At 57.0% G+C, this 26,052-nt stretch carries 37 protein-coding genes; 20 read left to right on the plus strand and 17 right to left on the minus strand.

Going from position 1 to position 26,052, the window contains the following annotated elements; translation table 11 throughout:
* Positions 1-64 precede the first annotated feature (64 nt).
* From SynMITS9220_RS08035 to SynMITS9220_RS13380, 4 genes are all read left to right on the plus strand, one after another.
* Positions 65-247 carry a hypothetical protein gene (locus SynMITS9220_RS08035; protein ID WP_186988468.1) on the plus strand — a complete coding sequence of 61 codons (183 nt, stop codon included), beginning with the start codon at positions 65-67 and terminating at the stop codon, positions 245-247.
* A gap of 78 nt (positions 248-325) precedes the next feature.
* Entirely contained in the window at positions 326-493 is a 168-nt protein-coding gene (locus SynMITS9220_RS08040; RefSeq protein WP_186988470.1) for a hypothetical protein, read from the plus strand.
* A 26-nt stretch (positions 494-519) separates the two neighbouring features.
* Entirely contained in the window at positions 520-945 is a 426-nt protein-coding gene (locus SynMITS9220_RS08045; RefSeq protein WP_186988472.1) for a DUF3750 domain-containing protein, read from the plus strand.
* Between the two features lie 5 nt (positions 946-950).
* Positions 951-1,316, plus strand: a complete 366-nt coding sequence (locus tag SynMITS9220_RS13380) for a Nif11-like leader peptide family natural product precursor (RefSeq protein ID WP_255482987.1) — start codon at positions 951-953, stop codon at positions 1,314-1,316.
* Between the two features lie 13 nt (positions 1,317-1,329).
* On the opposite strand, the gene SynMITS9220_RS08055 is transcribed toward SynMITS9220_RS13380, so the two are convergent.
* Positions 1,330-1,482 carry a hypothetical protein gene (locus SynMITS9220_RS08055; RefSeq protein WP_186988474.1) on the minus strand — a complete coding sequence of 51 codons (153 nt, stop codon included), beginning with the start codon at positions 1,480-1,482 and terminating at the stop codon, positions 1,330-1,332.
* Positions 1,483-2,215: 733 nt separating this feature from the next.
* Here SynMITS9220_RS08055 and SynMITS9220_RS08060 point away from each other — a divergent pair.
* Complete coding sequence (locus SynMITS9220_RS08060) at positions 2,216-2,560, plus strand: hypothetical protein (protein ID WP_186988476.1); 345 nt, start codon at positions 2,216-2,218, stop codon at positions 2,558-2,560.
* Between the two features lie 209 nt (positions 2,561-2,769).
* Positions 2,770-3,654, plus strand: a complete 885-nt coding sequence (locus SynMITS9220_RS08065) for a GNAT family N-acetyltransferase (RefSeq protein ID WP_186988478.1) — start codon at positions 2,770-2,772, stop codon at positions 3,652-3,654.
* A gap of 83 nt (positions 3,655-3,737) precedes the next feature.
* Here the strand turns inward: SynMITS9220_RS08065 and SynMITS9220_RS08070 are convergent, their stop codons facing one another.
* Complete coding sequence (locus SynMITS9220_RS08070; RefSeq protein WP_186988480.1) at positions 3,738-4,883, minus strand: acyltransferase; 1,146 nt, start codon at positions 4,881-4,883, stop codon at positions 3,738-3,740.
* 115 nt (positions 4,884-4,998) lie between these two features.
* Positions 4,999-5,184 carry a chlorophyll a/b-binding protein gene (locus SynMITS9220_RS08075; RefSeq protein ID WP_186988482.1) on the minus strand — a complete coding sequence of 62 codons (186 nt, stop codon included), beginning with the start codon at positions 5,182-5,184 and terminating at the stop codon, positions 4,999-5,001.
* 500 nt (positions 5,185-5,684) lie between these two features.
* Between SynMITS9220_RS08075 and SynMITS9220_RS08080 the strand changes: the two genes are divergently transcribed.
* Both SynMITS9220_RS08080 and SynMITS9220_RS08085 read left to right on the plus strand, forming a co-directional pair.
* Positions 5,685-5,939, plus strand: coding sequence for a hypothetical protein (locus tag SynMITS9220_RS08080; protein WP_186988484.1), 255 nt, complete (start codon positions 5,685-5,687; stop codon positions 5,937-5,939).
* 101 nt (positions 5,940-6,040) lie between these two features.
* Positions 6,041-6,307 (plus strand): hypothetical protein, encoded by a 267-nt coding sequence (locus SynMITS9220_RS08085; RefSeq protein WP_186988486.1) that lies wholly within the window; start codon positions 6,041-6,043, stop codon positions 6,305-6,307.
* A gap of 29 nt (positions 6,308-6,336) precedes the next feature.
* Here SynMITS9220_RS08085 and SynMITS9220_RS08090 read toward each other — a convergent pair whose 3' ends face one another.
* Both SynMITS9220_RS08090 and SynMITS9220_RS08095 read right to left on the minus strand, forming a co-directional pair.
* Positions 6,337-6,522 (minus strand): hypothetical protein, encoded by a 186-nt coding sequence (locus SynMITS9220_RS08090; protein ID WP_156485105.1) that lies wholly within the window; start codon positions 6,520-6,522, stop codon positions 6,337-6,339.
* Positions 6,523-6,632: 110 nt separating this feature from the next.
* Entirely contained in the window at positions 6,633-6,905 is a 273-nt protein-coding gene (locus SynMITS9220_RS08095) for a DUF1651 domain-containing protein (RefSeq protein ID WP_115126857.1), read from the minus strand.
* Positions 6,906-7,375: 470 nt separating this feature from the next.
* Here SynMITS9220_RS08095 and SynMITS9220_RS08100 point away from each other — a divergent pair, with 470 nt between their 5' ends.
* A complete protein-coding gene (locus SynMITS9220_RS08100) occupies positions 7,376-8,206 on the plus strand; it encodes a M28 family peptidase (RefSeq protein ID WP_186988488.1) in 831 nt (276 codons plus the stop codon).
* Positions 8,207-8,653: 447 nt separating this feature from the next.
* The gene (locus SynMITS9220_RS08105) at positions 8,654-8,917 is read left to right on the plus strand and encodes a 2TM domain-containing protein (protein ID WP_186988490.1); all 264 of its coding nucleotides are present in this window, start codon (positions 8,654-8,656) and stop codon (positions 8,915-8,917) included.
* 153 nt (positions 8,918-9,070) lie between these two features.
* Here SynMITS9220_RS08105 and SynMITS9220_RS08110 read toward each other — a convergent pair whose 3' ends face one another.
* A complete protein-coding gene (locus SynMITS9220_RS08110; protein ID WP_186988491.1) occupies positions 9,071-9,628 on the minus strand; it encodes a hypothetical protein in 558 nt (185 codons plus the stop codon).
* Positions 9,629-9,714: 86 nt separating this feature from the next.
* Between SynMITS9220_RS08110 and SynMITS9220_RS08115 the strand changes: the two genes are divergently transcribed.
* The 3 genes from SynMITS9220_RS08115 (at position 9,715) to SynMITS9220_RS08125 (ending at position 12,544) form a co-directional block, all read left to right on the plus strand.
* Positions 9,715-9,909: a hypothetical protein gene (locus SynMITS9220_RS08115; protein ID WP_186988493.1), complete on the plus strand. Its 195-nt coding sequence runs from the start codon at positions 9,715-9,717 to the stop codon at positions 9,907-9,909.
* Between the two features lie 293 nt (positions 9,910-10,202).
* A complete protein-coding gene (locus SynMITS9220_RS08120) occupies positions 10,203-10,706 on the plus strand; it encodes a DUF3828 domain-containing protein (RefSeq protein WP_186988495.1) in 504 nt (167 codons plus the stop codon).
* 101 nt (positions 10,707-10,807) lie between these two features.
* Complete coding sequence (locus SynMITS9220_RS08125) at positions 10,808-12,544, plus strand: gamma-glutamyltransferase family protein (RefSeq protein WP_186992017.1); 1,737 nt, start codon at positions 10,808-10,810, stop codon at positions 12,542-12,544.
* A gap of 21 nt (positions 12,545-12,565) precedes the next feature.
* Here SynMITS9220_RS08125 and SynMITS9220_RS08130 read toward each other — a convergent pair whose 3' ends face one another.
* The 3 genes from SynMITS9220_RS08130 to SynMITS9220_RS08140 are packed head-to-tail and all read right to left on the minus strand — an operon-like array spanning position 12,566 to position 16,125.
* On the minus strand, positions 12,566-14,200 hold the full coding sequence (locus SynMITS9220_RS08130) for an FAD-dependent oxidoreductase (RefSeq protein ID WP_186988497.1): 1,635 nt from the start codon (positions 14,198-14,200) through the stop codon (positions 12,566-12,568).
* 19 nt (positions 14,201-14,219) lie between these two features.
* A complete protein-coding gene (locus SynMITS9220_RS08135) occupies positions 14,220-15,176 on the minus strand; it encodes an SDR family NAD(P)-dependent oxidoreductase (protein ID WP_186988499.1) in 957 nt (318 codons plus the stop codon).
* Positions 15,169-16,125 (minus strand): SdiA-regulated domain-containing protein, encoded by a 957-nt coding sequence (locus SynMITS9220_RS08140; protein ID WP_255482988.1) that lies wholly within the window; start codon positions 16,123-16,125, stop codon positions 15,169-15,171. Before SynMITS9220_RS08140 ends, SynMITS9220_RS08135 begins: the two co-directional genes overlap by 8 nt.
* 132 nt (positions 16,126-16,257) lie before the next feature.
* Between SynMITS9220_RS08140 and SynMITS9220_RS08145 the strand changes: the two genes are divergently transcribed.
* Both SynMITS9220_RS08145 and SynMITS9220_RS08150 read left to right on the plus strand, forming a co-directional pair.
* Positions 16,258-16,404: a hypothetical protein gene (locus SynMITS9220_RS08145; RefSeq protein ID WP_186988502.1), complete on the plus strand. Its 147-nt coding sequence runs from the start codon at positions 16,258-16,260 to the stop codon at positions 16,402-16,404.
* 94 nt (positions 16,405-16,498) lie between these two features.
* Positions 16,499-16,693 (plus strand): hypothetical protein, encoded by a 195-nt coding sequence (locus tag SynMITS9220_RS08150; protein ID WP_067093086.1) that lies wholly within the window; start codon positions 16,499-16,501, stop codon positions 16,691-16,693.
* A gap of 86 nt (positions 16,694-16,779) precedes the next feature.
* Here SynMITS9220_RS08150 and SynMITS9220_RS08155 read toward each other — a convergent pair whose 3' ends face one another.
* On the minus strand, positions 16,780-17,202 hold the full coding sequence (locus tag SynMITS9220_RS08155) for a DoxX family protein (RefSeq protein ID WP_186988504.1): 423 nt from the start codon (positions 17,200-17,202) through the stop codon (positions 16,780-16,782).
* Positions 17,203-17,271: 69 nt separating this feature from the next.
* Between SynMITS9220_RS08155 and SynMITS9220_RS08160 the strand changes: the two genes are divergently transcribed.
* The gene (locus tag SynMITS9220_RS08160) at positions 17,272-17,748 is read left to right on the plus strand and encodes a cupin domain-containing protein (RefSeq protein ID WP_186988506.1); all 477 of its coding nucleotides are present in this window, start codon (positions 17,272-17,274) and stop codon (positions 17,746-17,748) included.
* 30 nt (positions 17,749-17,778) lie between these two features.
* Here SynMITS9220_RS08160 and SynMITS9220_RS08165 read toward each other — a convergent pair whose 3' ends face one another.
* Positions 17,779-18,267, minus strand: coding sequence for a cupin domain-containing protein (locus SynMITS9220_RS08165; protein WP_186988508.1), 489 nt, complete (start codon positions 18,265-18,267; stop codon positions 17,779-17,781).
* Between the two features lie 96 nt (positions 18,268-18,363).
* Here SynMITS9220_RS08165 and SynMITS9220_RS08170 point away from each other — a divergent pair, with 96 nt between their 5' ends.
* The 3 genes from SynMITS9220_RS08170 (at position 18,364) to SynMITS9220_RS08180 (ending at position 19,862) form a co-directional block, all read left to right on the plus strand.
* A complete protein-coding gene (locus SynMITS9220_RS08170) occupies positions 18,364-18,753 on the plus strand; it encodes a putative quinol monooxygenase (RefSeq protein WP_115126770.1) in 390 nt (129 codons plus the stop codon).
* 75 nt (positions 18,754-18,828) lie between these two features.
* Positions 18,829-19,038 (plus strand): hypothetical protein, encoded by a 210-nt coding sequence (locus SynMITS9220_RS08175; RefSeq protein WP_186988510.1) that lies wholly within the window; start codon positions 18,829-18,831, stop codon positions 19,036-19,038.
* A 65-nt stretch (positions 19,039-19,103) separates the two neighbouring features.
* Complete coding sequence (locus SynMITS9220_RS08180) at positions 19,104-19,862, plus strand: GAF domain-containing protein (protein WP_186988512.1); 759 nt, start codon at positions 19,104-19,106, stop codon at positions 19,860-19,862.
* Positions 19,863-19,868: 6 nt separating this feature from the next.
* Here SynMITS9220_RS08180 and SynMITS9220_RS08185 read toward each other — a convergent pair whose 3' ends face one another.
* Positions 19,869-21,107, minus strand: coding sequence for a glycosyltransferase family 2 protein (locus tag SynMITS9220_RS08185; protein WP_186988514.1), 1,239 nt, complete (start codon positions 21,105-21,107; stop codon positions 19,869-19,871).
* A 395-nt stretch (positions 21,108-21,502) separates the two neighbouring features.
* On the opposite strand from SynMITS9220_RS08185, the gene SynMITS9220_RS08190 reads away from it, so the two are divergent.
* Positions 21,503-22,021: a hypothetical protein gene (locus SynMITS9220_RS08190; RefSeq protein ID WP_186988516.1), complete on the plus strand. Its 519-nt coding sequence runs from the start codon at positions 21,503-21,505 to the stop codon at positions 22,019-22,021.
* A gap of 83 nt (positions 22,022-22,104) precedes the next feature.
* Here the strand turns inward: SynMITS9220_RS08190 and SynMITS9220_RS08195 are convergent, their stop codons facing one another.
* The 5 genes from SynMITS9220_RS08195 to SynMITS9220_RS08215 all read right to left on the minus strand — a co-directional run bounded on the left by SynMITS9220_RS08195 (position 22,105) and on the right by SynMITS9220_RS08215 (position 25,960).
* Complete coding sequence (locus SynMITS9220_RS08195) at positions 22,105-22,302, minus strand: hypothetical protein (RefSeq protein WP_186988518.1); 198 nt, start codon at positions 22,300-22,302, stop codon at positions 22,105-22,107.
* 138 nt (positions 22,303-22,440) lie between these two features.
* Positions 22,441-22,698 carry a hypothetical protein gene (locus tag SynMITS9220_RS08200; protein WP_186988520.1) on the minus strand — a complete coding sequence of 86 codons (258 nt, stop codon included), beginning with the start codon at positions 22,696-22,698 and terminating at the stop codon, positions 22,441-22,443.
* Positions 22,699-22,750: 52 nt separating this feature from the next.
* The gene (locus tag SynMITS9220_RS08205; RefSeq protein WP_186988522.1) at positions 22,751-23,560 is read right to left on the minus strand and encodes a VanW family protein; all 810 of its coding nucleotides are present in this window, start codon (positions 23,558-23,560) and stop codon (positions 22,751-22,753) included.
* A 25-nt stretch (positions 23,561-23,585) separates the two neighbouring features.
* Positions 23,586-24,635 carry a WD40 repeat domain-containing protein gene (locus tag SynMITS9220_RS08210; protein ID WP_186988524.1) on the minus strand — a complete coding sequence of 350 codons (1,050 nt, stop codon included), beginning with the start codon at positions 24,633-24,635 and terminating at the stop codon, positions 23,586-23,588.
* Positions 24,623-25,960 (minus strand): GTP-binding protein, encoded by a 1,338-nt coding sequence (locus tag SynMITS9220_RS08215; protein WP_186988526.1) that lies wholly within the window; start codon positions 25,958-25,960, stop codon positions 24,623-24,625. Before SynMITS9220_RS08215 ends, SynMITS9220_RS08210 begins: the two co-directional genes overlap by 13 nt.
* Positions 25,961-26,052 lie beyond the last annotated feature (92 nt).

Genomic DNA, 26,052 nt, shown 5'->3' on the forward strand with positions numbered 1-26,052 from the left:
GTTAAGGCCAAGCGAAGCGACCCCATGGCCCATCCCTTAAAGTGCTGCTCCAAGCAAACCATCAGTGAGCCCAGAAAAACTCCACTGGAAAGACTTATCTCTTGACGAGCTGGAGCAGGTTCTGAAGTCGGAAGACGTGAGTGGTGAGCCAGAGGATTATGAGTACATCAGGCGCGATGGAGCACTGCATCTGTTCAACGACGAGTGTTCCATCGAATTAATGCTGAACAACGAGCAGGCGGCTTGAGCCATACAGGTTGAGTTCAGAGCAAGTGCCGTTGAAGCCTCTCGAGGCAGCTAGAGTTTCGCAATTCTTGAGTCAACCTTGCTGAGCCTGATCCCTCCGTATTATCTGGTGGCGCTCGGCCTCGGGCTGGCAGCGATTGTTGTGGTTCTCTTTTATTCCTTCACGCGCACAACCAATTACGAAGTGCAGGAGAAGATCAAGAAAGCTCAACTCAGGAAGCAGAAGCAGCAGGCCAACGATCTGTAAACCTCGATCTTTGCTTTGATCAACCCATGCTGAAGGTTGAGCTCAGGGCCGCCAAAATTCCAGGTCTGCCTGGATGGATTGCAGATCATTTTTGGCTGCTGGTGATTCGCGACGTTGAAGCCAGCGATCATGAAACTTGTGATCGCTGGGAAGTCTGGCAATTCGCGCGCCAGAACGATTCCTGCTGGGGGCATCTGCACAAGAACCTTCTGTCTCCCTACCAAGGTGTTGGCAACGGTCCATCACGATTCATCGAGCAATGGGTTGGGGATGAGGCAATCAGCATCGCGGAGAAGATTGAATCCTCCCCGTACAACTACCCCTTCACCGAGACCTACCTCTACTGGCCGGGACCGAACAGCAACACCTTTGCGCAATGGATCGTTGGCGACAAGACGAGGCTCGGTCGTCGAGCCATCGGTCAAAGCTTTCCTGTTCCAGAGATCGCCTGAGGACGATGCCCCTCCAGGGGATTGAAGACATCACTGCCAAGACATCCAACAGATGTGCCATTGAGGGTTTCCATGGCAATCATCTGATCAATCAAAACGATAAAACCGAGTACATTTATCCAATCTGCCAGCAACATATGTCGATGGAAGAATTAAAAAGATTTTTAGTTGCCATGCGAGCCGACAAGACTCTGTACGACAAGGTTTCAAGCTTCGCGACTGCAAACGAGATCGCCTCCATCGCCAGCACTATGGGGTTTGATTTCACAGATACTGAATTAAAATCAATTTCCAATCAGAATATTGAAGGCATAAAAATAAAGAGACAAGACACCACACCTTCGTATAATTTTGGCGAAGGTGGCAACTGAAACCTGGCAGACATCAATCAGGCATCAGATATTCCAGAAGCAACGAAAAACTCCACAGCCCGGCAACGGCAATCAATCCCAGCAGGATCAATGCAGCAGGGCTCACCACACTGACAGACTCAGCCGGCAGCTCCTCAATTGCACTGCTTTCAATTTGGTTTTGCATAAGATTAATAATCACTAGATAAATGCTATAGCACTGCTCATAAATCAAGTATTGCCCGACACTTCCGACACTTTTAATGCAGCATTGGGCGGCAATTCAATTCAGATCGGGTAGCTTCCGACAATTTTCAAAGTCGCTTCTTGTCAAACACTTCACAGACCACAATAAATAAGATTATTCACCCAGCAGGCAGTAACAGCAGCGGTCCCGAGCGAACTGACAAGGACTTCAGACAACAAGCAAATCGCCAAGGCGACGACAGCGAACCCCCAGTCCCCCTACCGACGGCGGCGGCTCATTTCATGCTTTGAGGTCTCGCTGAAAGCCGTGAATAAAACAACAACCACAGAGGCAAGGCCCAATCCAAGAAAAACAAGATAATAGGAAGGCAGAATGCTCAGCATTTGAATTCAATCTTTTGATGATTTTAGCCAAAAGCCAAAAAGCCAACTCACTTCTTGATACGCAATTGCGATCAATCTATTGGTTGGATTAAAATTATTTTTCAGCCATCTGTCATCGATGCTTGTCCTGACGTGATCATCGATGCTGCAGCTGCAATGCCTGGACAAACAGAACTGATCTGCGCCGGTGACCGCCAGTCGGGATGGATCGCTGACTGCAGCTCTTCCGCAGCATCTCCCGGGACTGGAGTTAACAGCTCTGAACATCCAGCAGAACAGCTGACAAACCCTGTTGCCATGTTCAATCTGTGGAAACCTGGGTCATCCAAATGCTTTCACTGAGATCACCTGCCATCGCCTTGTTTGCCATTGCCCAGGGATTCACTGTTGGCGTGATGCCAGCCCAGGCCGCACAAAACTGTGGACCTGGCGCTCACTGGGTTCAGACAGGACCGATGCTGGGTTCTGGTTATTGCAAGCCAAAACATCGGAAAGACCATTTCGTTTGTGCGATTGGCTATCACTACGCCGGCCAAGGTCGTTGCGTTCGCAATGGTCCCTGGTGGACGGGCCACAGACCTGTGAATTGGGGGCCTTATTACGAGCCACGCAATAAATCAGGCAGCATCACCTTTGACGGCCCGAACGGAGGCCAAATCAAACTGAAGTGGTGAACTGGGACCCTGCACCAGGTCACTGCTTCTGCGTTTCGAATCTGGACGCTCACACTGTGTTTCGATCGCCAAAAGACAGGCCAAATCAATCACCAACGACAGACAGATCCGAGGAATCAATCAACCATGAATCGTTGATCATTTGCGACAATCTGAAGCAGCCATGAAGCCTGCTTGCAGCACCAGGGTGGTCGGTTCAGGCTGAGGCTATGAACCCTGAATTCACGATTCGCCCGGTCCAACCCGTTGACATTCCGGTGATCAACGACTGGGCGCGAAGTGAAGGATTTGCCCCCGGGGCGGGAGATATCGGGATTTACCGCCAGACCGACCGTCAGGGCATTTGGACCGGATGCCTGGGTGAAGATCCGGTCGGATGCATCGCAGGCATCCGCTACAACCATGCCTACGGTTTTATCGGGCTCTACATCGTGCGCCCCGATCAGAGAGGCCGAGGCTACGGAGTGAGGCTCTGGCGAGAAGCACTTGACCACCTCCATGACGTGAGCTGCGTTGGTCTCGAAGCAGCAGAAAACAGGATTGATGATTACTCAAACTGGGGGTTTCAACCGGCTTCCACAACGACGCGTTGGCAGCTTGAGCTTGACTCTCTTCCTCATCAGATCAGATCACTGGAACGGCCGAGAGGGCTCAGATTGATTCATGGCGATGACATCCCTGAACCCAAGGTTCAGATCTATGACGCTGATCGTGAACTCAACCCCAGACCGCACTTTCTGTCTGATTGGCTGCATCACCCAGCCGGTGTTGTCACGGCACTGATTGACAGTCAGCAGGAGTGCCATGGTTTTGCCCGAATCCGGCCATGCCTGCTGAAAAACACAACGGGCTGGCGCATCGGACCCTTACTGGCGGATTCCCCTGAACTGGCCGAGCTGTTGATCATGGATCTGCTCGTTGCCAGACAGGGATTAGTGATCATGGATTCACCGGGTGGCAATGCCCTAGCCGCGCCGCTGCTTGAGAAGCTTGGTTTCAAGGCCGTTGGCCGCACGCTGCGGATGTACCGCGGCGTGATGCCGTCTAGGCAGCAGGATGAGGTGTACGGGCTGGCCTGCCTGGAGCTTGGCTGAGGCGCACAAAAGCCAGCCCTGCGACCACCAAACAAGAAACATTCAATGCCCTGAATTGGACTGAACCTGATGGAGAGACCCAATCAAATCACCCTGGCTAAGAGAGGCACTCGTCTGAGCTGATGACTCAAGCCAAAACTTACAAGCACGGATGCGACACCACCCAAAACCAAAGCAGCAAAATTAGGCCATTCGGTTAGCGAAATAAGACCCATAACAACAACGACAATAAGTGGATGAATGATATAAACAGCAAAACTGTCCACTCCTGCAGTGGCCAACCACTGACCACAAGACTGCTGATGACGCTGGAACCAAAGCAGCAAATATCCCATGACACCCCAGCCAATAAATGTGTTCATAAAAGCAAGGAGCCGAGCGACACCAATTGCTTCGTCTTTGAGATGTCCATTCATCGCCAATACGGCGCAAAGACCCAGCAAAAGCAAAGATAGAAAGATTGAAAGACGAAACCATTTCACCACCAAATGGGCATCAAGACGCTCAAGCCATTGATGAGATGCCGACTTGCAACCAAGGAAAAAGAGAAAGGCATAGGTAAAAATATGAGGTCCCTGGGCACCAAGGCCATCTAGCGGTGAGTTCATCAATTTCAACCAAAAATTACCTTGCATAGCCATCAACACCTCGATGACAGCCAAGATCCCTGCACTGACAAGCCAGGGGAACAGTCCTGGCGGCGGGATGGTGTCATCAATCCTGAAACAATCACCAAAGATCTTCACCCAGCCGCAATACAACAAATCGAAGCTAAACAGAACGACCAGAAACCACAAAACTCCAAGATGATTCAATGGATAGTCTGCAAGAGGTATTCCACGCAAAAGGCCCGTTTGGAACCATTGACTCACCAAATAAGACAGGTTGTTAATTACCAGCAATCCGAATAAAAACGGAATTCCAAGTCTTCTCAATCGACCCTTAAGATAATCGGCAACACCTTTTTTGGCTACTGAGCGCGGCACAAAATAACCAGATATCAAAAACAACATGCACATAAAAAAAGTATTCGACAGATCTACAATCGCGAAATCAACTCCAGTCAACCAGCCTGGCTGAATCCGTCCAGCGAAGCTCAATCCCATGAATGCCCCTCCAGGGAGAAAGAGCAGAGTGACATGGACCACGACCACAAGTGCGATCATCACCGCCTTGATTTGATCAAAAAAAAGCACCCGCTGATGAGCGCTTGTCTGTATTTGAGTCATATTGTTCTTTAATCAACTAACTAACGACCGGCAACCTCTCGCCACCGATCGTTGCTATCGCTAACAATCAAGAGCCGCTGAGGAACGAAAACAAAGCCAGGCAGATGAGATCGGATCAAAAACCCAGCGCCATCAGCAGTCCTTGATGGAGCAGGGCTTCGCTGCCGATCAGAGCAACAAAACCGAGCATGGCCAGACGTCCGTTCAGGCGTTCAGCTTTTGCCAGGTGTTCAAGGCGCATCTGGGCAGCGGCAAGGTCTTGCCAGTAGCGCTCATCAGCCAGAAGAGTTGCAGTTGTCATGGCTGTCTCCGAGTGGGACCTGATCGGTCTATGCCCCTTCGATGACGCTTGGGAGAGGGGACAGCCGTCCTGGAAGGTTCGGTTTCAGGACCTTCTCGGGCAGGTCGGATAGGAGCAGAGTCACCCGTTTTGATGCACTGCTCAGCGGGATTGAACAGCAACAACGGCCAATATTCATTGGTCAAAGGATGTCGGCGACACATTGACGGACCCCGCTGAGGTGGCAGTTTTGAGGTCCAATGAGTCAGAGGTGGCTGATTGGTCGTTCGGGCGCTGGTGGGACAGCGCCAGGACGTATGGACACCCGCAAATGATTCAGTGGTGGGGATGCATTTCACCTGTGCTGGTGCTTCAGGTGATGCAAGGCTTTTCAGGCAGCTGTTGCCAGGTTGTGAGTCCAATCTGATGGTCGATTGGTCGCCTAGGTGGGACCGGTGCTGAACGATTCAGCACCGGGCTAGTCGGAACTCAGCCAGCGCGCAAAGGGCGATGGCGAAGCCTTGATTCACTCCCCTGGCTACAGATGGCAGGAAGTCATTCAGGGGCACAAGCAGCGGATCAGCATGGAAGCAAGGCTGCTAACTCTGGCCCTGATCACAGTGGCCATTCGGCTTTTCGGCAATGCCAGCGTTGTGATCCTCACGGGGCTTGATCCGCGACCGGTCGCCGTGCGCAAGCGGTTGTTGGCCTGGCTGGTGTCCCTAGGCGCTGCTGGGCTGGCGATGCTGCTGGCTCCTGTTGTGAGCAGCCTGTGAACGTCAAGCTGACTTGATCAGAGCTCCGCAACCTCATAACGACGGCAGCAGCGTTGTCATCCCCCCTTGTTCACGCCCGGTGAAGTCCGGTCATCGCAACTTTGCGAGAGTTCCCCTGCATCACAGAGGGCGCAGTGGGGATGTTCGGACTCGATCAATACCTGTTCGTGGAGTGGCTCTCTGCCTGGTTGGTGCTGAACTGGGGCGCCCACCTTGCCTTGAGCCAAGGCCCGGCTGGAGACAGCAGTGATGGTTCAGCCCGGCGTCAGTTCCCCAAGCTCAGCGACCAGTTCCCTTACGTGCTGCACTCGCTGGCCATTGCCTGGTTGATCCAGTGGTCGTGGCAGCTCCTCCCACCGATTGGATAAGCCTGGAAGCCTGAGCACTGATGGCTGGATCACACCGGGTTGATCCGATAGGTATCGGGAAGACGTGCAACCTGGCCCGTGAGCATGCAGTCGACGATGCGATGGATGTAGGCAGCCCGGCGCATGTTCTCCATGGTTTGCCATTTGGCTTCGCCCATGGATTGTCTGGCCACTGCGATGGAGGCAAGTCCGGCGAGATTCTGAGCGCGGTCCATGGGCAAAGCCCTGTTGCCCAGGATCAAACCGGCTCGCCGTTCAATGGCAACCCGCAGATCAGTAAACCCCGGCAAATCGCTGTCACGCGTCTTGCGTTTGCAAAACAGCCTCAGCGCACCGGTGGACGGCAGCGCCGCCAGCCGACCTTCTGCATGTTCTGCCAGGCCTCGATGGCGTTGTGCTGCAGCATCCGTCTCTGGCTCTGCGGCTCCGGGGGGTGAGGCCTCACCCAGCGATAGGTGCTCAGGATCACCCACTGACCATGAGCGGTGGAGCGGCCATTGCTGAACCTCACCAGCAGCTGCTCATCACCATTCACCAGCCAGCCATCCCTGCCGGCCTGCAGCGGTGGTTCATGGGTGACCTGGTCCCAGTTCGGCATGCCGGAAAGTTTCGCTGTGATCCGTGGGAACGCGGCCCAGAATTCACAGAACCTCACTCCAGCCAGTGCTTTGCAGCACATGGGCCGATGCAGCTAAGCGATCAGCTGGGTCAGCAGAGCTGCGGACGCCAGTCCGCCGAAGAACAGAAATGTGGGCAGCATGGCCGGCCAGACCGATGGCTGAGTCGGATCGGACATCCCTTTGATCTTCATTAGATCCTGCGAAGTTAAAAGGCTTCGCGTTAGCCCCAGGTGATCAGCTGATGGCGCGTAGGTCGTATTTGCTTGGTTGCGAGGTATCTGTGCGATGAACACGCCAGCTGCTTGAACGACTGCAGTGGAGATCTCCGCACCCGCAGCAGACGGTTGTCCCCCTGGAAGATCTCAAGGCGCTGCTTGAGATTGAAATGGCGTCGGGTGAGGCTTTTCCTGCCTGGGTGCCGGCCAAGCAAGCAGATCAGACTGGGGGAATGGCACTGCTCTCTCCCGCCTGTCAAAAGGACCTGAATGCCATCGCCGTTCCTCGCCATACCAGCTGGGATCCGGTGGGTCTGATGGCCGTGCGCAGTTATTTGCGCGAACAGCTCGCCACACTCGGGGATGTGGAGGAACACAGCTTCAGGCGCGGCAGCCATGAGGGCGTGAATCTGATTCTGAAACTTCCCGGCCGCAACCCCAGGCGCCGGCCGCTGCTGGTGGGCGCCCATTACGACGGGCCGCTGCAATCGATCGGCGCCGATGACAACGCCAGTGCCGTTGCTGCCCTGCTGGAACTGGGCAGGCGCTGGAGCATTACACCACCCCGGCGACCTGTGTGGCTGGTGGCCTTTGATCTGGAGGAATGGGGCCTGATCGGCAGCACCGTGCTGGCCGAGCAACTCAAGGCCGATCGGCAACGGCTCAAGCTGATGGTGAGTCTGGAAATGCTCGCCTACACCAGCGACCAGCAGAGCTACCCCCACCCCGCCATGGACAGGCTCTACGGCAACCGCGGCGATTTCATTGCCTTGGTGGCGAATGCCCGCGCTGGCTTGATGCTCTCCAGGCTCACCCATGCCATGGGGCGACACGTGAAAAGCAAAGCTCTACCGGTGCCGCGCGCAGGCATCGATGTGCCCGCTGTACGCCGCAGCGACCACAGCCCCTTCTGGGATCAGGGCTACAACGCCCTGATGGTGACAGACACCTCGTTCATGCGAAACCCGCACTATCACCAGATGAGCGACACGATCGAGACGCTCGATCTGCCCTTCCTGGCCTCAGTGATTGATGGGCTGGAGCTGGCGCTGGGAAGGTTGTGAACAGCTCAACAAAAGGTGCGAAGCCATGAGGGCAGTGGCCCTGGCAATTAAGGAGGAATTCAAGCAATCGCATCATCCAGCACCAATTCGTTCCAAAGATGTTGGGACTGATTGCTGTTAATGGATCAAAAAAAGGCCCGGCATCCCGAAGACATCACGCACCACATGATTCGAGCTGCAGTGGCCCTTTTCATCGTGGCTACTGCTGCTGTGACGTATTGGTCAGTGCACAATCTGAAGAAAGACATCTCGGTACCAAAGACCGAGCCAATGTCTCAACAAGCTATGCCCCAGAACTCGTCTCGCTAAAGAGATTGCTTCGAATGATCGAAACCATTATCTGCAGATTGGACATCAGCAACTCGCTTGCGGGGTTTGCAGACAAATTCGATCACGAGGAGGCATCTGGCCGTTGCTAAAGCTGTCAATACATGGGTGATCCAATCGATGAACGACCAAGAACTCAGAGAAGCTGCCCTGGCAAGCCTTAAGCACCGAAGGGGATTAGAGAGGCAGCTCAGGATTTATGCCATTACCAACATCACGCTTGTGGTGATCTGGGCACTGTCAGGTCGTGGTGATTTCTGGCCAATTTGGTCGATTGCTTTCTGGGGGCTGGCCTTGATCTGGCAAGCCATTTCCTACAACCACCGACCAAAGCCAATCACCGAGGATGAGATCCAAAGCGAGATGAAGAAACTGGGTTCTTGACAGCTATTGCAATCGATCCAGGCGTTACGCGTTGTGCCGATGGCCCACCGAATCGGACTGTCTTCCGAGCAGAGGCACCTGGATCTAGCAGCTGATCTCCAGCACTTGCAGCGAGACCGTCTCGCCGGGTGCTGGAAGGTCAGATCTTTCGGCTCAGAACAGTTTGATCTTGATGGACGGTGCCGATGGCTTGGACTGTGTTTTGGGCTCAGAAGAATTGCTATTCGAATTGGAATCGCTCGAGCTGCCAGACGATTCGCCATAACACTCGGTGATCACGGCCTGATTCCCGCCGAGCACTTCCCTGAAGCTCACATTCAGGTTGACCACAGATGGATCCAGCATCACGGCCTGTGTGGCCAGCACTGCGTATTTGCCCTGCTGTGTGCCATCAACAACGGTTCCTTTTGGCGGTGCCCAGGTGGCTGAAAACGTTCCCCGGGTGACATTGGTGCGAATCGGTTCTTCGCAGTAACCGGCTTTGGTGAGATCGGCACGGATCTTTGCCAGCAGCGCTTCCAGCGTGGTGTTCTGATGGCGGCTGTTGAGCGCCAGTTGCCCCAGTGGATTGGCACTGAACATCAGCTCGGCATTGGATCCCAGGCTGGGAGGAAGGCTCTGGAGCAGCTGCTTTACAGGCTCCGCTGAGACAGGGATGACGCCTCCGCTCAACGCGGCGAAGAGCGATAACGCTGCGATTCTGCGAATCATGTTTCGATCAACCTGTGACCAAAAATCTAGGGATCCATCACCCCAATGACGGCCCCTTAACTTCTCTTATCCAGTGGCATCAACGGTTGCCTGATCTCAATTCCGTTGCCATCAATGGATCGTGGGAAGCGCTCTTGGTGGGGCGCCCACGTCATGAGGACGGAGGCGGCCTAGGTCGCCCCCCTCTTGATGCAATCCGTCAGAGCGATCCAGCCTCAGGCTGCCTTGCTCTGCTCAGACTCTTCGGCTTCAGAACGGAGGAAACGCTTGCGCTGCGCTGACTCATAGCCAGACAGTTCAACCTGTTTCTTCTCGATCGGTTTGCGCTTGGTCTTGTCCAACCCCATCAAAAGGGGGTGAATTCCTCTTCGGCTCATTGAACTGGTCCGGTTATTTGGATTCCGCGTCTTGGTCGGCTTGACCATCCACGTGAGGAAATCATGCCGTCTTCAGATCAGCAATGCGGTGTGATTGGAGACAAATGAAACGAATCGGCGATCACTTTTCAAGGATTAATCAATCAACAGTCCTGGTGGGTTGTCGCAGCCAGACTGATGCCAACCGAAGCGCACCGATGCTGTCTCTTCTGGCCACCAGCCTGATCGCCGTTGCGGTTCCGGCCGCCGATCGACCCTGCCCCAAAGGCGTGATCGATCAGATCGATGGTCTCTACCAATGGCATGTGAAGCCATTCGATGACAACGAAGACCCCGACAAAGCGTTCTCCAGCCAGCGCCAACGCTTCACACCATCACTGTTCAAGTTGCTGCTTGAGGCCAGGCAACTCACGCCCGCGCGTGATGGACGCTTTCTCGATTTCGACGTGTTCAGCAACACCCAGGTGGCGACCTACGGAGCCAAGGTCACAGGCTGCAGCGCCGAAAAGGGCAACAGTATCCAGGCTGAGGTGGCCGTGGATGTTGGCCTGCGTGGCCAATCCAGCGGCACGCCGCGACTGCTGCTCTACGAGCTCAACAACAGCAAGGGCAGCTGGCGCATCAACGACATCACCTATCTCGATGCAAAGGCGTTTGAGCTGCGGTCATTTCTGCAGAAGCTGGTCCATCCCACGCCCTGAACCACAGCCCCGCGCAGACGCTCAGCAGCGACCAAGCTGGTGTGCGAAGCCAACGACTCCGCTTGCGTAGCCCTGCACCACTGCTCAGAACTCTGCTGCTGATGCTGAGTGCCGGCAGCCTTGCGGCAGCTGCTGCCGCACCGGTCAGCCGCGATGACCCGGAATCCTCCGACCCAGGCCGCAAGCCCATCTCCACAGCCGCTGGCTCTGCGGTTGTGGTCAGCGCCAATCCGCTGGCCAGTTCAGCAGCCCTACGAGTTCTCAAAGAGGGTGGCACCGCAGCCGATGCTCTGGTCACAGCCCAGGCCGTGCTGGCTGTTGTTGAACCCCAGAGCTCCGGCCTCGCTGGTGGTGGCTTTCTTCTTTATTGGGACAGCCAGCAACAAAACCTGAAGGTGCTGGATGGGCGTGAAGTCGCACCACGGAGCAGCCGGCCCGGCGACCTGCTGACGCCAACCGGAGAACCACTGCCCTGGCGGGAGGCCACGGCACGGCTCGATGCGATCGGCATCCCTGGCACGGTGGCGCTGCTGTGGGAAGCCCATCAGCAGTTCGGGCGACTGAGCTGGGGCCGCACGCTGCAACCGGCGATCCAGCTGGCGAGCGATGGCTTCCTTCCCAGCCCGCGGCTGCTGCGTTCGATCAGCCTGGCCCAGCGCATCGGGGTGGGGCACAACACAGCATTCACGGCGCTCTACCTTCCCGGCGGCAAGCCACCACCGGCCGATCAGCCGTTCCGCAATCCACAGCTGGCACGCACACTGAAAGCTCTGGCGCAGCGCGGCGGAACTGATTTTTATCGCGGAGCCCTGGCCCGGCAGATCCTGCGGGAGATGGCCGCGCTGCAGGCCGGCGACCCTGACTTTCGCGGCTGGAGCCCTACAGACCTCTCCTCCTATGCGGTGCTGCGCCGCCAACCGCTCTGCAGCCAGCAGCTGAAGCACCGGATCTGCACGATGCCGCCGCCGAGCAGTGGTGGCGTGGGCTTGCTGCAGACCCTGGCCTTGCTGAACCAGAGCACGGATCTGCCCGGCTCCAGCGCCGCTGATCCGCAGACCTGGCGGCAACTGGCCAGAGCCCAGGCCTGGGCCGATGCCGACCGCCTCTACTGGGTGCATGACCCGATCGATGGTGGTGGTCCCGCCGCGGCCTTGCTGAATCCGGCCTACATCCAGGGCCGTGCCAAAACCATGCAGGCGAAACCAACGAAGGCACCCACCCCTGGACTACCGCCAGGGATCGATCGCTACCCCTATGGCCGCCCGAACCAGGGCCGCGAACAGGGCACCACCCAGGTCACGATCGTGGACGGGTTCGGCAACATTGCGAGCTACACCTCCTCGGTGGAGACGGTGTTCGGCAGTCGGCACCTGGTGGCCGGCATGGTGATGAACAATCAGCTCACCGATTTCGCCTTTGCGCCACGGATCAACAACCAACCGGTCGCCAACCGACGCCTGCCGGGACGGCGGCCGATGTCGTCGATGGCGCCCACCCTGGTGTTCAGGCAGGGCCAGCCGGTGCTGGCACTCGGCAGCCCGGGAGGCCGCAGCATCCCCCACCTGCTCAGCCGGGTGCTGCTGGCCTCACTGACCTGGAACGAATCACCGCAGCGGAGCGTGGGACTGCCCCATCTCTCCAGCCGCGGCCAACGGCTCGTGCTGGAACAGGATCCACCACTCCCCTGGCCGCTGCCGCTGGATCAGCTGCAAACCAGCGATCAACCCGCACGCCTGCAGCGGGTTGGCAGTGGCACCGCTCTGGTGCAGAAGATCAACGGCCGCTGGCACGGCGCAGCCGACCCACGCCGGGAAGGCACCGCCCTGGCTCTGCCCTGAACCAGAACCCAGCCAAGCTGGTTACTTCGCCAGCCAGGGCCAGTTGATGCCCAGGGTCTCCAGCGGATCCATCACCAGCTTGTTGAGCGCACGACCAAGCAGCACCTGCGGTTCATCCGAGCGGATCGGAATCACAGGGTGCTGCTTCGTTCTGGGCACGCCCTCGCCACGCACGATGCCACGACGCAGCAGCGAGTTGCCCGCTTCAAGACCGCACACGTAGGCGCGTTCCTGGCACAACCCTTTCGCTCCGTGTTCCCTCTCACCCATGCGCACCCAGTCGCCGGCACAGACCACCGGGGCCAGTGAGGTTTCCAGCGGCGGCCGCTTGTTGAAACTCCCCGGCGAGAACAACGACACCGAACGCGGATAGCGCCGCACCTCCTGATCCACCACCTTGGCCTCGCCAAAGGCGGGCTGCGCCATCGGCAGCAGATCCTGCATCAGGCAATCGACAATCGCCTGATCACTCAGTTCAGCGATCGCGGTGGCGTTGTAGAAATCGCTGGCGATCACCGATCCCTGCGGAGTCTCACCACCCCAGAGCTCAGCCTCCGACTGCTTCTGCAGCTGATCGAGCATGAAGAAGGTGGCACCGGAGCCTTGCAGTGCGCTGAAGCGCGAAAACACATTGGCGGGATCGGCAACCGGCACGTAGCGATCCAGCCAAAGCCTTACCGACACCACGTCGATCGTGCCAAGCGTGCCGGCCTGAACCAGCTCCGGTGCCAGCACGCCGCACTGCGGCGACTGCGACATCAGGGAGCCCATGCCCTTGGCGCCCACGGCCAGCACCACCGCATCCACGTCATCGAGCACAGCGCTGCTGCCTGTCATCACGTTGCGGGTTTCCAGCGAGCGGATGCTCTGGCCATCGGATGAGACATTCAACTTGCTGGCCAGGGTGCCGCCCAGCACCGTGAGCTGATGGCGCTCACGCAAGCGCTCACTGAGCGGCGCAATCAGCTGCTCAGCAATGCTCTTGGAGCGGATCCAGCGCACATCAAACGAGTCCTGATGGGCCAGGGCGTAGTAGTAGAGCAGCTCCATGGTCACCGCTGCTGAGAGCTCCTCCGGCGGCTTGAACAGTCCCACCAGCAGCGTGGGTCGCAGGAAGTCGTCGATCATGCGATCACTGATGCGCAGCTGTTTGAACAGCGTCAGCGCATCGATGGCGTCGTAGCTCCGGTACACCGCATCACTGCGGTTGAGATCGAGCATGGCGTAGAGCAGTCCGGCGATGCTGAGCCGATCCGGCACCGGCAGTCGCTTGAAGTTCTTCACTGTGGCCAGCACCTGCCCCACCGGACTGGGCAGCTGTGGCGCATCACCAAACACCGGTGCGGTGGCCTCCAGCCCATCTGGCGACCAGAAGGCACTGGTGGTGAAGTCGGTGTAGATCGAGTCGAGCCCCAGCTCATCGGTGAGTGAATTGATATTGGGGTAGTCCTTCCAAAAGCCGCGGGTGCCGGCCTCGAACGGCTTGCCGCTCTCGGTGATGATCGGCTCACTGCCGCTGGGATCGGCCATCCCATCGATCAGGGTCACGCGCACGCCGGCTTCGCAGAGCGCCTTGGCGGCACCCCAGCCACCCCAACCGGCGCCGACCACCACCACATGCGATTGCTGCTGCGCTGAAGAACCCGTTTCGACCATGAAGCTGCTGTGCGTGCGCTCAAGTTAGGGAGATCAACTGCTCCGACAGCTGCCACAGCCGCCTGGCCTTCTGCAGATCAGCACCTTCAGCACTGGTGTCGGTGGGCTCCAGCCGATGCCCACCGAAGCTCACCACCTTGTTGGTGAAGTAGTTGAACCCCGGGTTGATCTGCGGATCGCAGACCAGCTGCGCCAGTAGGCGGCCGGCATTTTCGGGCGATTCGGTGATCCGCAGCAGATCGCGGGCCACAAAGGCAAACGCCCCCATGCCCAGTGGATTGCTGCGCTTGTTGTACCGGAAAAAGCCACCGCTGTTGCGCGTGATCACCAGACCGGGGCTCCAGGCGATCACGGGCAGGGCGCCCTCCAGCTGCCGGTTGAGCTCCCGCGCCATCAGCACATTGCAGAGCTTGCTGTCTTTGTAGGCCTTGTTGCCATCAAAGCCTGGGCTGCCATTCACCATCGCGAAGCCGGCCCCGGCACGCAGTCCCTCCAGATCGCCGAGATCCGCAGGCTTGCCCACCTTGCCGGCACCGCTTGAGGGGTTGTGCACCTCCGAAGCGGTGATCACCACGCGCGGACTGTTGGCCTGGTGCAACAGCGGCAGCAACCGCATCGCCATCAGCTGATGGGCCAGCTGATTCACCGCAAAGGTGAGCTCGATGCCCTGCACCGAAAACTGCGCCTCGGAGGCACCGGCGTATTGCAGACCGGCATTGAGCACCAGCGCATCCAACGGTGTGCCGCGATCCAAAAGCTGTCTGCAGATCGCGGCAACGGCCCCGAGATCAGCCAGATCGCAGATCAGGGTGTGAACAGAATCCGGCAGCAGGCTGCGGGCCTGATCGGCCGTGGCCTGGTTGCGGCACACAATCGTGAGCTGATGCCCCTGGGCACTGAGAACTTTCGCCGCCTCAAAACCCACCCCGGAGCTGCCTCCGGTGAGCAACACGCGTTGGGATGCAGGATCAGCCATGGAGCTGGAACACGTAGAGCTCGGCGTCACGATCGCTCACCACATAAACCCTGCCACGTTTTGAATCCACGGCGATGCCTTCGGCTTTGCGCACACGTTTGGGTTTGCCGCCGTCATTGAGCCGCAGATCCAGGCGCTGCAGCACCTGGTCGCGGTTCCAGTCGTAATGAAACAGGCACTGTCCCTGGTCGCTGGCAATCCAGAGCGTGTCGCGCTGGCTGTCGTAGCTCAGCCCGGAGAAGTCGAGCCTGCGCGGCCCAAGCTTCGGGTGGGAGAAGCCGTTCGCCGTCGTCAGCAAACGCGACGACAAGATCGTGCTGCATTCAGCATCGAGTTCGATCAGCAGCCCGGGTCGTCCTTCCTTGACCACGAACACATGCTGGTTGGTGCTGTTGACCGTGATCCCCTCCAGACCCTTGTTATCCGGCTCGCTCGGGAAGTGCATCGCAACACTGGCGTAATTGGCCATTGACTCCAGGGGGCTGTGCTGAAGTTCCCGGCGACTAGAGAGATCAATGCTGATTACCGAATTGGTATCTTCCTGCAACGCCAGCAACCGGTTGCCGTCGCTGCTGAGAGCGAGGCCCTCCAGATCCGACACGCTCACAAACAACGACTCACTGAGCGACACCCGGCCCTCGAGATCCATGCAATAGATGGCCTTGGTGTCGTCGCTGACGGTATAAAGCGCCGTGCCATCAGCATTCAGGCTGAGCCCTGAGGGCTCATTCAGGCCAAGGCCTGGATCACGGATCTTGTGCCTGCTGATCAGCTCAAGGCGGAACGGTCCCATGAGCGACGTGGAATTCATGGCAGTTGATGTCCCCGTAGCTGGAGTGATTCCTGTGAGACGGTGACTGGTTTGGGGCTTGGCAGGTCCACCAATGAGGGACGCTCCAACCGCTGATCCAGCGGTCAGCGCCATCGCCAAAAGGGAGCGTCGACGCATCGATCTGCTGAGCAGTTGAGGAGATGGTGCTTGCGAAATTCTGACGCAACACAATGTGAACGCTAATGAGAATCACTTGCTCCAAGCAGAGCGACCATGCTTTGTTGAGACTGAATCTCAGATGCAAGGACAATGCTTCGGCTGTTCGGCGATCGTCAATCCCTGCTGGAAGCACTGATGCAGGACTGGGCTGAGGCTCAGCTGCAACTGCCCAGCGCCAGTGAAATCCCCCAGCGCCTGCGCATCCAACACAGACCACTGCGCTCCTCCGGAAGCTGAGCTCAACGGAAGAATTGCCAAAGTTGCTCAGTTCCCCCTCCAGGCTCTCTAAGGTCTGGACTTCAGGAATTCGTTCTGTAGGAGGAATTGCGCGATGTCTGAAGGCAAGCACAAGTTCGAGGAGTATGAACTCCCTTACGGCACCAACGAGAAGCACACAACAGAAGAGTTCGACCCCAAAAAGGATGCTGGGGTGAACAACCCCGACAGCCGTCACCGCGACAAGGTGCTCGACGAGATCTGCGATACCCATCCCGGCTCACCGATGTGCAAAGTCTTCGACGAGTGAAGCTCTGACCATCTCGCCTTACCCCCCACCAGCGCGTGGGGGTTTTTTGTGGCCTGAACAGTCAGACCGCATACAGCAGAGGTCGTTCAGCGGATGCTGTCGAAGGCCTTGGCCCGCACTTTGCGGAAGTTGGGCGCAGGGTTAGCCGTTGATCGGGTGATCGCCAGGATCAGGCCACCAATCAGTGCCAGGTTCATCAGAAAAGGCACCGCCTGAAACGGGGACGCATAGAAGACCAAGGTGGTGGGCACCAGGAACACCAGCAACAGTGACGCGCCCAGAATCGTGTCGGCGCCGAACACCAGGAGGATCGAACCGGCGATCAGCACCAGAATCGCTGCGAACAGCAGCACATTCGCCAGCGGCTCGGGGATCCCCTTGGAAGCGATCCGAGCGGCGTTGCCGGCGAAGTCGGTGAATTTGCCGGGCAGCGCGTTCACAAACACGGCGGCGATAAATACGCGGCCCAGGAAATCCAGAACCCGGTTGGGCGATACGGGGGTACTCATGTCGATCGAGCGGTCACAGGCACCGCCTTGGTAGTGGTTGAAACAATAGTGACCAAGTCGAGTGAAGCCATGCGAGCCCCCGTCCTGTCGCTGATCGCCATCACCAGCCTGCTGGTTCCGGGAGCCGCGGCCCTGGCTCACGGCAACCACGAACCCCATACCGTGACGCCCGCCCGCGAACAACGCCCAGCACCCCGTGATGCTCCATCCACCACCACAAAGGTGAGCGTGGAATCGCTGGGCAGCCTGGATCTCTCCAGGGAATTCGCCGCACTGCAAGGACGGATGCTGCGCACCAGGCGCATCACGATTGCTCCCGGTGGATCAGTGGCCTGGCATCAGCATCAGCAACGGCCCGGTGTTGCCTACCTGATCAACGGATCCCTGATCGAGATCCGCGATAACGGAACAGGTCCCCGTGCGATTCAGCGCAAGGCCGGAGATGCCGTCTTCGAATCCACCGGCGTGCTGCACGGCTGGAGAAACGACTCAGACCAACCAGCCACCGCCGTGGTGATCGATCTGGTGCCGCAGACGCAGCCATGACAGCAAGGATCCTCTGAAGCGCTCAGCCATTCATTCGTCCCACTCAGTGGTGGGCATCCCCTCAACCGAGGCCACCATCACCCACACGACCGTGGGCTTGTCGCTGTTGTTCTGCACGAAATGAGGTTCCGCGGAGCCTTCAATAAAACTTTCACCGGGCTTGAACACGGTGGTCACCTCCGTGCCATCCGGCTGAACCCGCGTGTTGAGCAGATCCCCGGATTCGAAGCCCTGCACATACACCAGCATCGGAGCGGGGTGCGTGTGCACAGGAATCTTGCCGCCCACAGGGATCTCTACCCGATACAGGCGCAACTCCGGGTTGCCCTCGGGGTAGCTCAGAGCAGTGCCGTTGAGCGTCTTCGAGCCTTTGAACACCTCTTCGATCTTGACCTCAGTTGAAGCGGGCTCAGCAGGCGCAGCAGCCTGGGTGGTTTCACTTCCCCGGTTGGAGCAGCCAGCAACACCCGTGATCAGAACAGAGGCTGCCGCCAGGGCGGGGAGAACGAACTTACGCATGGATTCGGAGGTCAAAACAGATACCTTGATCAGTGTGACCATGATTTAGTCAGCAGACCCTGCTCAAGCGAAAATCAACCAAACAACAGTGAAGTGATGGCCGGATTTAATGCATCCACACCGTTCATGTTGCTGGCCCGCATTCATGTGAAAGCGGGCTGCGTGGATGCTTACCTGAAGCTTGCCGAAGCCACCGATGCCGCCGTCCAGGCCAGTGAGCCCGGCATGCTGCATCACACCTTTGATCAAGACCCCGACGATCCCCAGGCCTTCGTCTGGTCAGAGGTGTATGCCAACGATGCGGCCTTTGCCGCGCATGTGAGCAATCCACCGGTGCAGGACTATCTGCAACAACACGCCGAACTGGGTGATGGCTTCAGCATCGAGGTGTATGGCACCGTTGGCGACGAATGCCGCGCCCTGATGGAGTCGTTCGGGCTGCCGCTGAAAATCTTCGCCAGCAAGCTGGGCTACAGCCGCGTCTGAGCGTGCCGACAACTTGAGGAGTTTTCACGACCACAAGTGCCCGCACTTGATGGATGGTTGACGTCCGTATCAGTGATGCAATGGACTGCTGAAATCGCAGGATTCGGCCTGACAGCGATCAAGAGTCGCGGTGAATCATCACAACACAAGAACGATTTCAGCCAGAACGAATGCAGCAACACCGTTCACTGTTTGATCGTCATTCACCAGCCTGGTCAATACAGCAGAGCAGGTATTTCTCACCTTTTCACATCGAAACTTCATACATCTATTGAAACGCCGTGAACTTCCATTGCTGCAACAGCACAGGTTGTCAACAACACATACCTTGAGGTCCACTGGGCCAGGCGATGAAAACCGCTCTCATCCCTGAATTCGAACAGGAACGCCTCAAGGCCCTGAGTGAATACAGGATTCTGGGCACGCGCCCTGAGCAGTCGTACGACGACATCACACACATGGCCTCTCTGGTGTGCGAAACACCGATTGCACTGCTGAGCCTGGTGGACAGCGAGCGCCAATGGTTCAAATCAAAGGTGGGAATTGAAGCCGAGGAAACCCCCAGAGACTGGTCGTTCTGTGCCCATGCCATCCACGCCGACCAGCCTCTGATCGTGACCGATGCGCTTCGCGACGATCGCTTTGTCGATAACCCGCTCGTCTGCGGCGATCCAAAGATCAGGTTCTACGCCGGCTTTCCGCTCAACAACGATGCAGAGCACCGCATCGGCACCCTGTGTGTGATCGACCGCAAGCCGAGCCAGCTCTCAGGCAATCAGATGCAGATCATGGAAGCCCTGTCCCGACAGGTGGTTTCGTTCCTTGATCTGAGGAAACGATCGATCAATCTGCTCGAGTCGTTCTGCTCTGAGAGCCAGCCATCGGGAATCATCTCCACCTGCAGCTACTGCCGCAAAGCCCAGGATGAGCGTGGCAGCTGGGTCCATCTCGATCAGTACCTGGCCAAACGCAGCACCCTGAACTTCTCCCATGGCATCTGCGACAGCTGCATTGAAGAGCACTTCCCGGAAGTATTGGAGGCCTGGCAGGCCGAGAGTCGGCAGTCTGGGAAAGACGTTCAGAAACCAGCACAGGTGATCAGTGATTGAGGCTGATCAGGCCAGCTGCCGACCTTTCCAGGTCCAGCCGCGGCCGGTAAGCGTGCGCCACACCGACACCGGTCCGATCGCCCCCAGCAGCAGGCCGCCAGCACCCATCAACCACCAGTAGGTGAGCGGAACATCAAAGCGCCGGCGTTGCCAGAAGCGCAGGGCCAACTGCTGTCCAATCCCCAGCAATGACAACCCCAACAACAGCAGCCACCAGAGCGATAGCTGGGGCAACAGCCAGAGCAAGACAAGCGACGAAGGCAGCAGCAGCCAGGGTGCACTGAACATCAGCACCACCACACCGGCGGCAGCCAGTGCCTTGGCCACGTCGCGATCGAGACCGATCAACCAGTTCTTGGTCCACCCCTCCCAGAGGGATGGCAGATCGGCATACATGCGCAGATCCACTGCGTCCAGACCGAGCAGGTAGCGCAAGCGGAAGCCACCCCCCTTGATGCCCCTTGCCAGGGCCAGGTCCTCCACCACCTCTGAGGCGAGGGCGCGATGCCCGCCAATGGCCTCATAGGCACTGCGGCGGAACAGCATGAAAGGCCCTGCCGCAAACGCCACCTCTGAATCAGGGTCATTGGTGGCCTCAATCGGAAACCCCAGACCCAGAAGGCTGGCCATGATCGGTTGGACCATCCATTCCGCCAGGCAGCCACAGCCAAGCCGTGGCGCCAGGCTGAACAGATCCGCTTCCTCCCGGATGGCCTGAGCCAGGGCACGGCGCAAGGCCTCGGGCCGCAGACGCACATCGGCATCGATGAACAGCACCCAGTGGCTGCGCACCTGCTCCATCGCTCGGGCGCAGGCCCAGTTCTTGCCCACCCAACGCTCACCGGCGGGACGGGGGCCGGCCCTGAGCAGTTCAAACGGCAGCCCAGCAGCGTTCGAATCACTGGCTGTGCTCGCAGCTGCTGTGCGCATGGCTCGTTCGGCGGTGAGATCCGTGGAGTCGTCATCCACCACCAGCACCTGCCAGTCACGGCAGGGAGGATCACTGGCCAGCACACTGCTCAGGCAAGGAGCGATGTTGTCGGCCTCGTTGTAGGCGGGAATCACCACACACAGAGAGGTGTCCGCTGGATCGAGCTCCGGCGCTGCCTCCAGACAAGGGGCGATCGAAAACACCCGCTGCAACCCCACCAGGGCAATCAGCAAACCAGCGCAGGCGGCAAAAGCGGTGGCCACCAACAACAGGGCTGCGACGAAAAAGAAGTCAAAGGGAGCCGTCAGATCCATCACGCCGGTTCAAACCAATTGCTGGGGTGCCTCTGAGTCCATATCCAACGCCCACACAAAGCCCCATGACGACCCATGACGACCCATGACGACCCATGACGATTCATGATTTTGTCGTATCCAGATCACAAAGGAGAGCAGCTCAGAGCCCCAGACCCTGGAGCAATACTCAAACTTCCTACAAGGCCGTATGCGATGTTTCGCTGAGAGTCGCAACAACACAATCCAACAAGCAAAGCAGTCCGAATCGGATTCTTCTCCATACAAGAATCAGAGCCAGATTTCAAAAGAACCCGAATATGGCAAAACAAAAAAATGATATGGTCATCAATCGCTAAGACCAACGTGCAAAGCAAGTCACTGTGAAGACCAACAACCGATGGAACAGCCTGCGATTGTCAGCCTATTTGATCGGACTGCTATGCACAGGGTGCACAATCCCAAACCAGAACATCGCCTTCAATAGCGGAACAATCAAACGCGTTTATTGCTCTGCAAACTCAGTTGGATTTGACTTTCATATTGACCGTCTAACAGGAGAAGTCTTCAGCTACAACAAAAAGACCAAATCTCTCGTCGATTTCAACCTTAAAGACGAAGTACCTTTCGCCTCTTTCATTCCAAAAAGTCAATACAACGATATCTCCAACAATCTAGAAATGATTAACTTTAAAACAGAAATTTCTGACAACGCTTTTGTCTTCACAATGTCCCCAGCGGAAATATCCTATGTGGACGGTTTTATATCACTGACACTGGATCTCGATACACTTGAAATCGACCTTGATGCCGACGTACCTGATTCACCAGTCCCAGTGGCTGTAATCGCACCAATCATCAACGATCAAATCTCTTGTGAGTACATCACACCCGAATCAACAAAAGTCGAGTCCTTGGCCTCAACAGGACATTGATTGCCCATTCAACTGCAATCAGCCCAGAGACAACCACTGGGAACAGGTAGCTGAGTCCACATCAACGCCGAAGCTCTAATCATTCAGTTCAACAGCACAGCCCCTGTCGCCAGCAGATCACGGCGGTAGCGACCGAGAGCAGAGCGACTCACATGGGCGACCTGGGAGCAGCCATTCATCCAGAACTGCACGCAGACCAAACCCTCCCCACAGAAATCCTCCGCACAACTGTTGATGGATCGACTGGAGGAGGCGCTCTCAGAGCAGGAGGCAGAAGCCATGGATCAGCAACAGGTGGTGGCATGACACCGCAGCTGAACCAACGCTGATGTGTGGTCGATGACAGATCAGAGATCCGGGTTCCATCGCCGTGATCAACCGGTAGCCGACGCCACGAAAGCAAGCAGCTGCGGCACGGTTCAGCGTTGAGACTGACCTGCCTTGCCCCCGGATCCACGCCTGTTTCTGTATCCCTGAGCTTCAGCGAGATGGCGCAGAAAAACGATCTGATGACGATCGGGAATTCCTGCGGCCCCGATCAGGCCCAGCAGCCCGAACAGAAGACCGGCGACAAACCACGACCGGCTGTTGCGAGCCTTCTGCCGCGCAATCGTCGCGGCCAGGAAGGCGCTGGCCAGATGGGAAGCGGCAATCAACAGCAGCAGCATCCAGTCCATGGGCAGAGATCAAGGTCACTTCAACTAGCTAGCCACAACCACAGCACCTGGCTCAAGCTGCTGTCAACAACGGCTCGTACATCATGAGGGCATGGTTTTCCACCAGCAGTTTGTCTGAGCTGGAACCATCCAGATCATGCCGGATCTGGAAAATCTGATTGTGCCTGGAATAACCGCCCCAGATCTGTTGCTTGATCTGGTGATGGCGCTCTTCCAGGCTGTAAGTCGATGAATAGTTGGTGTCACAGAAGAGCTCACCATGCAAATGCGTCTCATCCAGCCATAAGTGGATGCGAAAGCAATAGGCCGTGTGATTGGTCAACTGCAGGTCGACATAGTTGTAAGCCAATGTTGCTCCAGCCCCGAAAGGAATCGATCGATTCACATCAGGAAAAACATCAAAGCCATGCCGCCAACGCTCGCTGATCGTGAGTGGACTGTGCCCTGCGATCCAGAACAAAAGATTTCCCAACTGGCAAAGTCCCCCACCCGGACCTTGAGCAATCCTTCCCTGTTTTAAAACCAAACCATCGAGATAGCCTTTGCGTCTGGTCGGCCGACCCACCAGCTTCCACACTGAAAATGTGTCACCCGGACGCAACACAACTCGATCTAATCGGGCGATAGCCAACTCGAGATTCCTGCGCTTGTTGTGCTGAAGCTGCAGATCCACTCCTGGCAATGGGCGAAGAATCAACGACTGATGACTGAACTTCAGATGGTTGATCAACAGGGAGTCCGAGCGTGAAGCCCAGGTCTGGCCTCCCATCAACCAGTGGACCTTTCGTTTTGCAATATGAAACTCTCGACCCAGCACATGCCGGATCCTGCTGCGCTGTATGGGTTGGGGAAGTTCAAACATGCCCAACAGAGAGCTGGATCAGAGATCAGCCACGAATTTTGAATGGCCACACCGAGACTCGACCATCGGAGTCAATCGCCGCCAAAGCGGTGTCATCCGGCTTCCAACACACCGCACTGATCTTCTCCGCAGTGAAGGCTCCCCCCAGCGGATTTCCATCCCCATTGTGATCCAGCAGCCAGACAAACACCGATCCATCCCTTGCACCTGAGGCCAGGATCCGTCCTTCATGCGCGAAAGCCAGGGTGGAAATGGCTTCGGGGTGGAGCACAAGCTGACCAGGCAGTGATCCTTCAGGGCCATCACCTTGAAAGTTCCAGACAATGATCTGGTCACTGCCACCGGTGGCCAGAAACTGACCGCTTTGATCAAACGCCAGCTGACTGGGCTTGCCTGGATAGCCGGTCATCTCAGCATCCTTGCCGGTTGAACGGCGCCAGAAATGCACGGAATTATCCTGACTGCCGCAGGCCACGATGTCTCCGCCGGGACTCAGCACCATGGAGACCAGTGATCCCTGCCATCTCAATTCCTGCGCAACTTGTCGCCTGGTGATGTCAAAGAAGCTGACCTTGCCATAACAAGCGGTGGCGAGCTCATCGGGCTTCGACCAGGCGATCGAACTCACGGTGCTGGGGTGTTCCTCAGTGCACCATTTCTCAACACCATCAGGTTGGTAGATGTGAACATTTTTCGATGCGGCAACCGCCAGCATGTCGCCACTGCCTGACCAGGCCAGATGCTCAACCCAGCCTCGTCCAGGCTTGATCGAGTGCAGAATTTCCCCCTGCAGACTGTCCCAGATCAAGACGCATCCATCCTGGCCGGATGTGGCGAAACGATCCCCTTTCGGATGAATCGCCAAAGCCAGTAAACCGCCCTGGTGAATGTTGTTTTTGGTCCAGATCAGTTCACCGGTCTTGCCTGCAAACAGAGACAGTCCTCCGGCAACATCACCGACCAGCAGATTGTCTCCATCACCCGTCCATCCACAGGCCAACGCGTAGTCATCAACCTGGGCAGTCCAACCCTCATGAAGCATGCCCTGGGGGGCAAACGTCTTCAGATCAGGCATTCGTCAAAGTCCTTGCGCATCTGGGCCTCATCGAGATTACGGCCGATGAACACGAGCTGATTGCAGCGCGGCGCATCTCCCCACTCCTGCCCCGGCTGGGCGGTGAACAACATGTGGACCCCCTGAAACACAACTCTGCGGGATTCGTTCTTGTAACTGATGAATCCCTTGGTCCGGAAAATATCAACGCCCTTTTCCGCCAACAGTGTTCCAATCCACTGGTTGAGCTTTTCAGGATCAACATTGCCCTCACGCTCAATGGCGATGGAACCGACCTCGTCGTCATGCTCGTGCTCTGCGACCCAGACGCGCTCTTTGATCGGGCTCACCGCTTGCCCAGATTTGATGATCTTCAGGTCAAATTCCGCTGCCGTGTGCTGGGCATAGAAACCGATCGTTTCTGCGTTCTTGACTTCAAACAGAAACGACTTCGTCCCCTTCGACTCCAACTCCAGGCTGAGATGTTGATTGGCAGCAATCGAATCACCTGGCTTGATGGATTGCGCGGCCTGGGCGAAGAGCCGAACGCACTGCTCTGCGCTCTGCTTCAGCGCATCTTCATCAGCTTGCTGCCCGGGGATGGCAACCAGAGACATCTCAGGGTCTGGTCCATCATCGAGAGTCATCTCGTATTTCCCTGGCTCAAGCTGGTAGACACCGGTCCACTCAAAGGGGTACTCCGGCTCAAGGAAGGTGGGGCGACGCTCCAGAATCTGGTCAAGATCAAAGGCGCTTAGATTCAACACCGTTTCAACAGGCACTTCAGCCTGAGTGCTACGCACTACACGGGCCATGGTGTTCATGTCTCGCAGGCGTGACTCCAATTTCACCAGTGATTCCTCAGGAACAAGGTCAGATTTATTGAGGATCAAGACATCAGCAAACGCCACTTGTTCAGAGCTTTCATTGCTTCGTTCAAGCTGTTGATCAATGTGCGCAGCATCAATGAGCGTGACAATTCCATCAAGCATGAATTCATCCCGAATCTCATCATCCATAAAAAATGTCTGCGCAACTGGCCCAGGATCCGCAAGCCCAGTCGTTTCGACCAAGACGTAGTCGAATTTATCTCGTCGTTTCATCAGGTTGCCAAGAACCCGGATCAGATCCCCTCGCACAGTGCAACAAATGCACCCATTCGACATCTCAAAGACCTCTTCATCAGCATTGATCACAAGACCTTGATCAATGCCAACTTCCCCATACTCATTCTCAATGACAGCAATGCGTTTACCATGTTCTTCACTGAGTATTTTGTTCAATAAAGTTGTTTTTCCAGACCCCAAGTAGCCGGTCAAAATCGTAACGGGTACTTTTTGATACATCTACACTGAGCAGCGTGTTTTCACAACGCTAGTGAGCACGGTCAACCGCCGCGATAATGATTATCATTTTTCATTAGTGAGCTCGATCGAGC

Origin of the sequence: Synechococcus sp. MIT S9220, from assembly GCF_014304815.1 — a bacterium.
Lineage (GTDB): Bacteria > Cyanobacteriota > Cyanobacteriia > PCC-6307 > Cyanobiaceae > Synechococcus_C.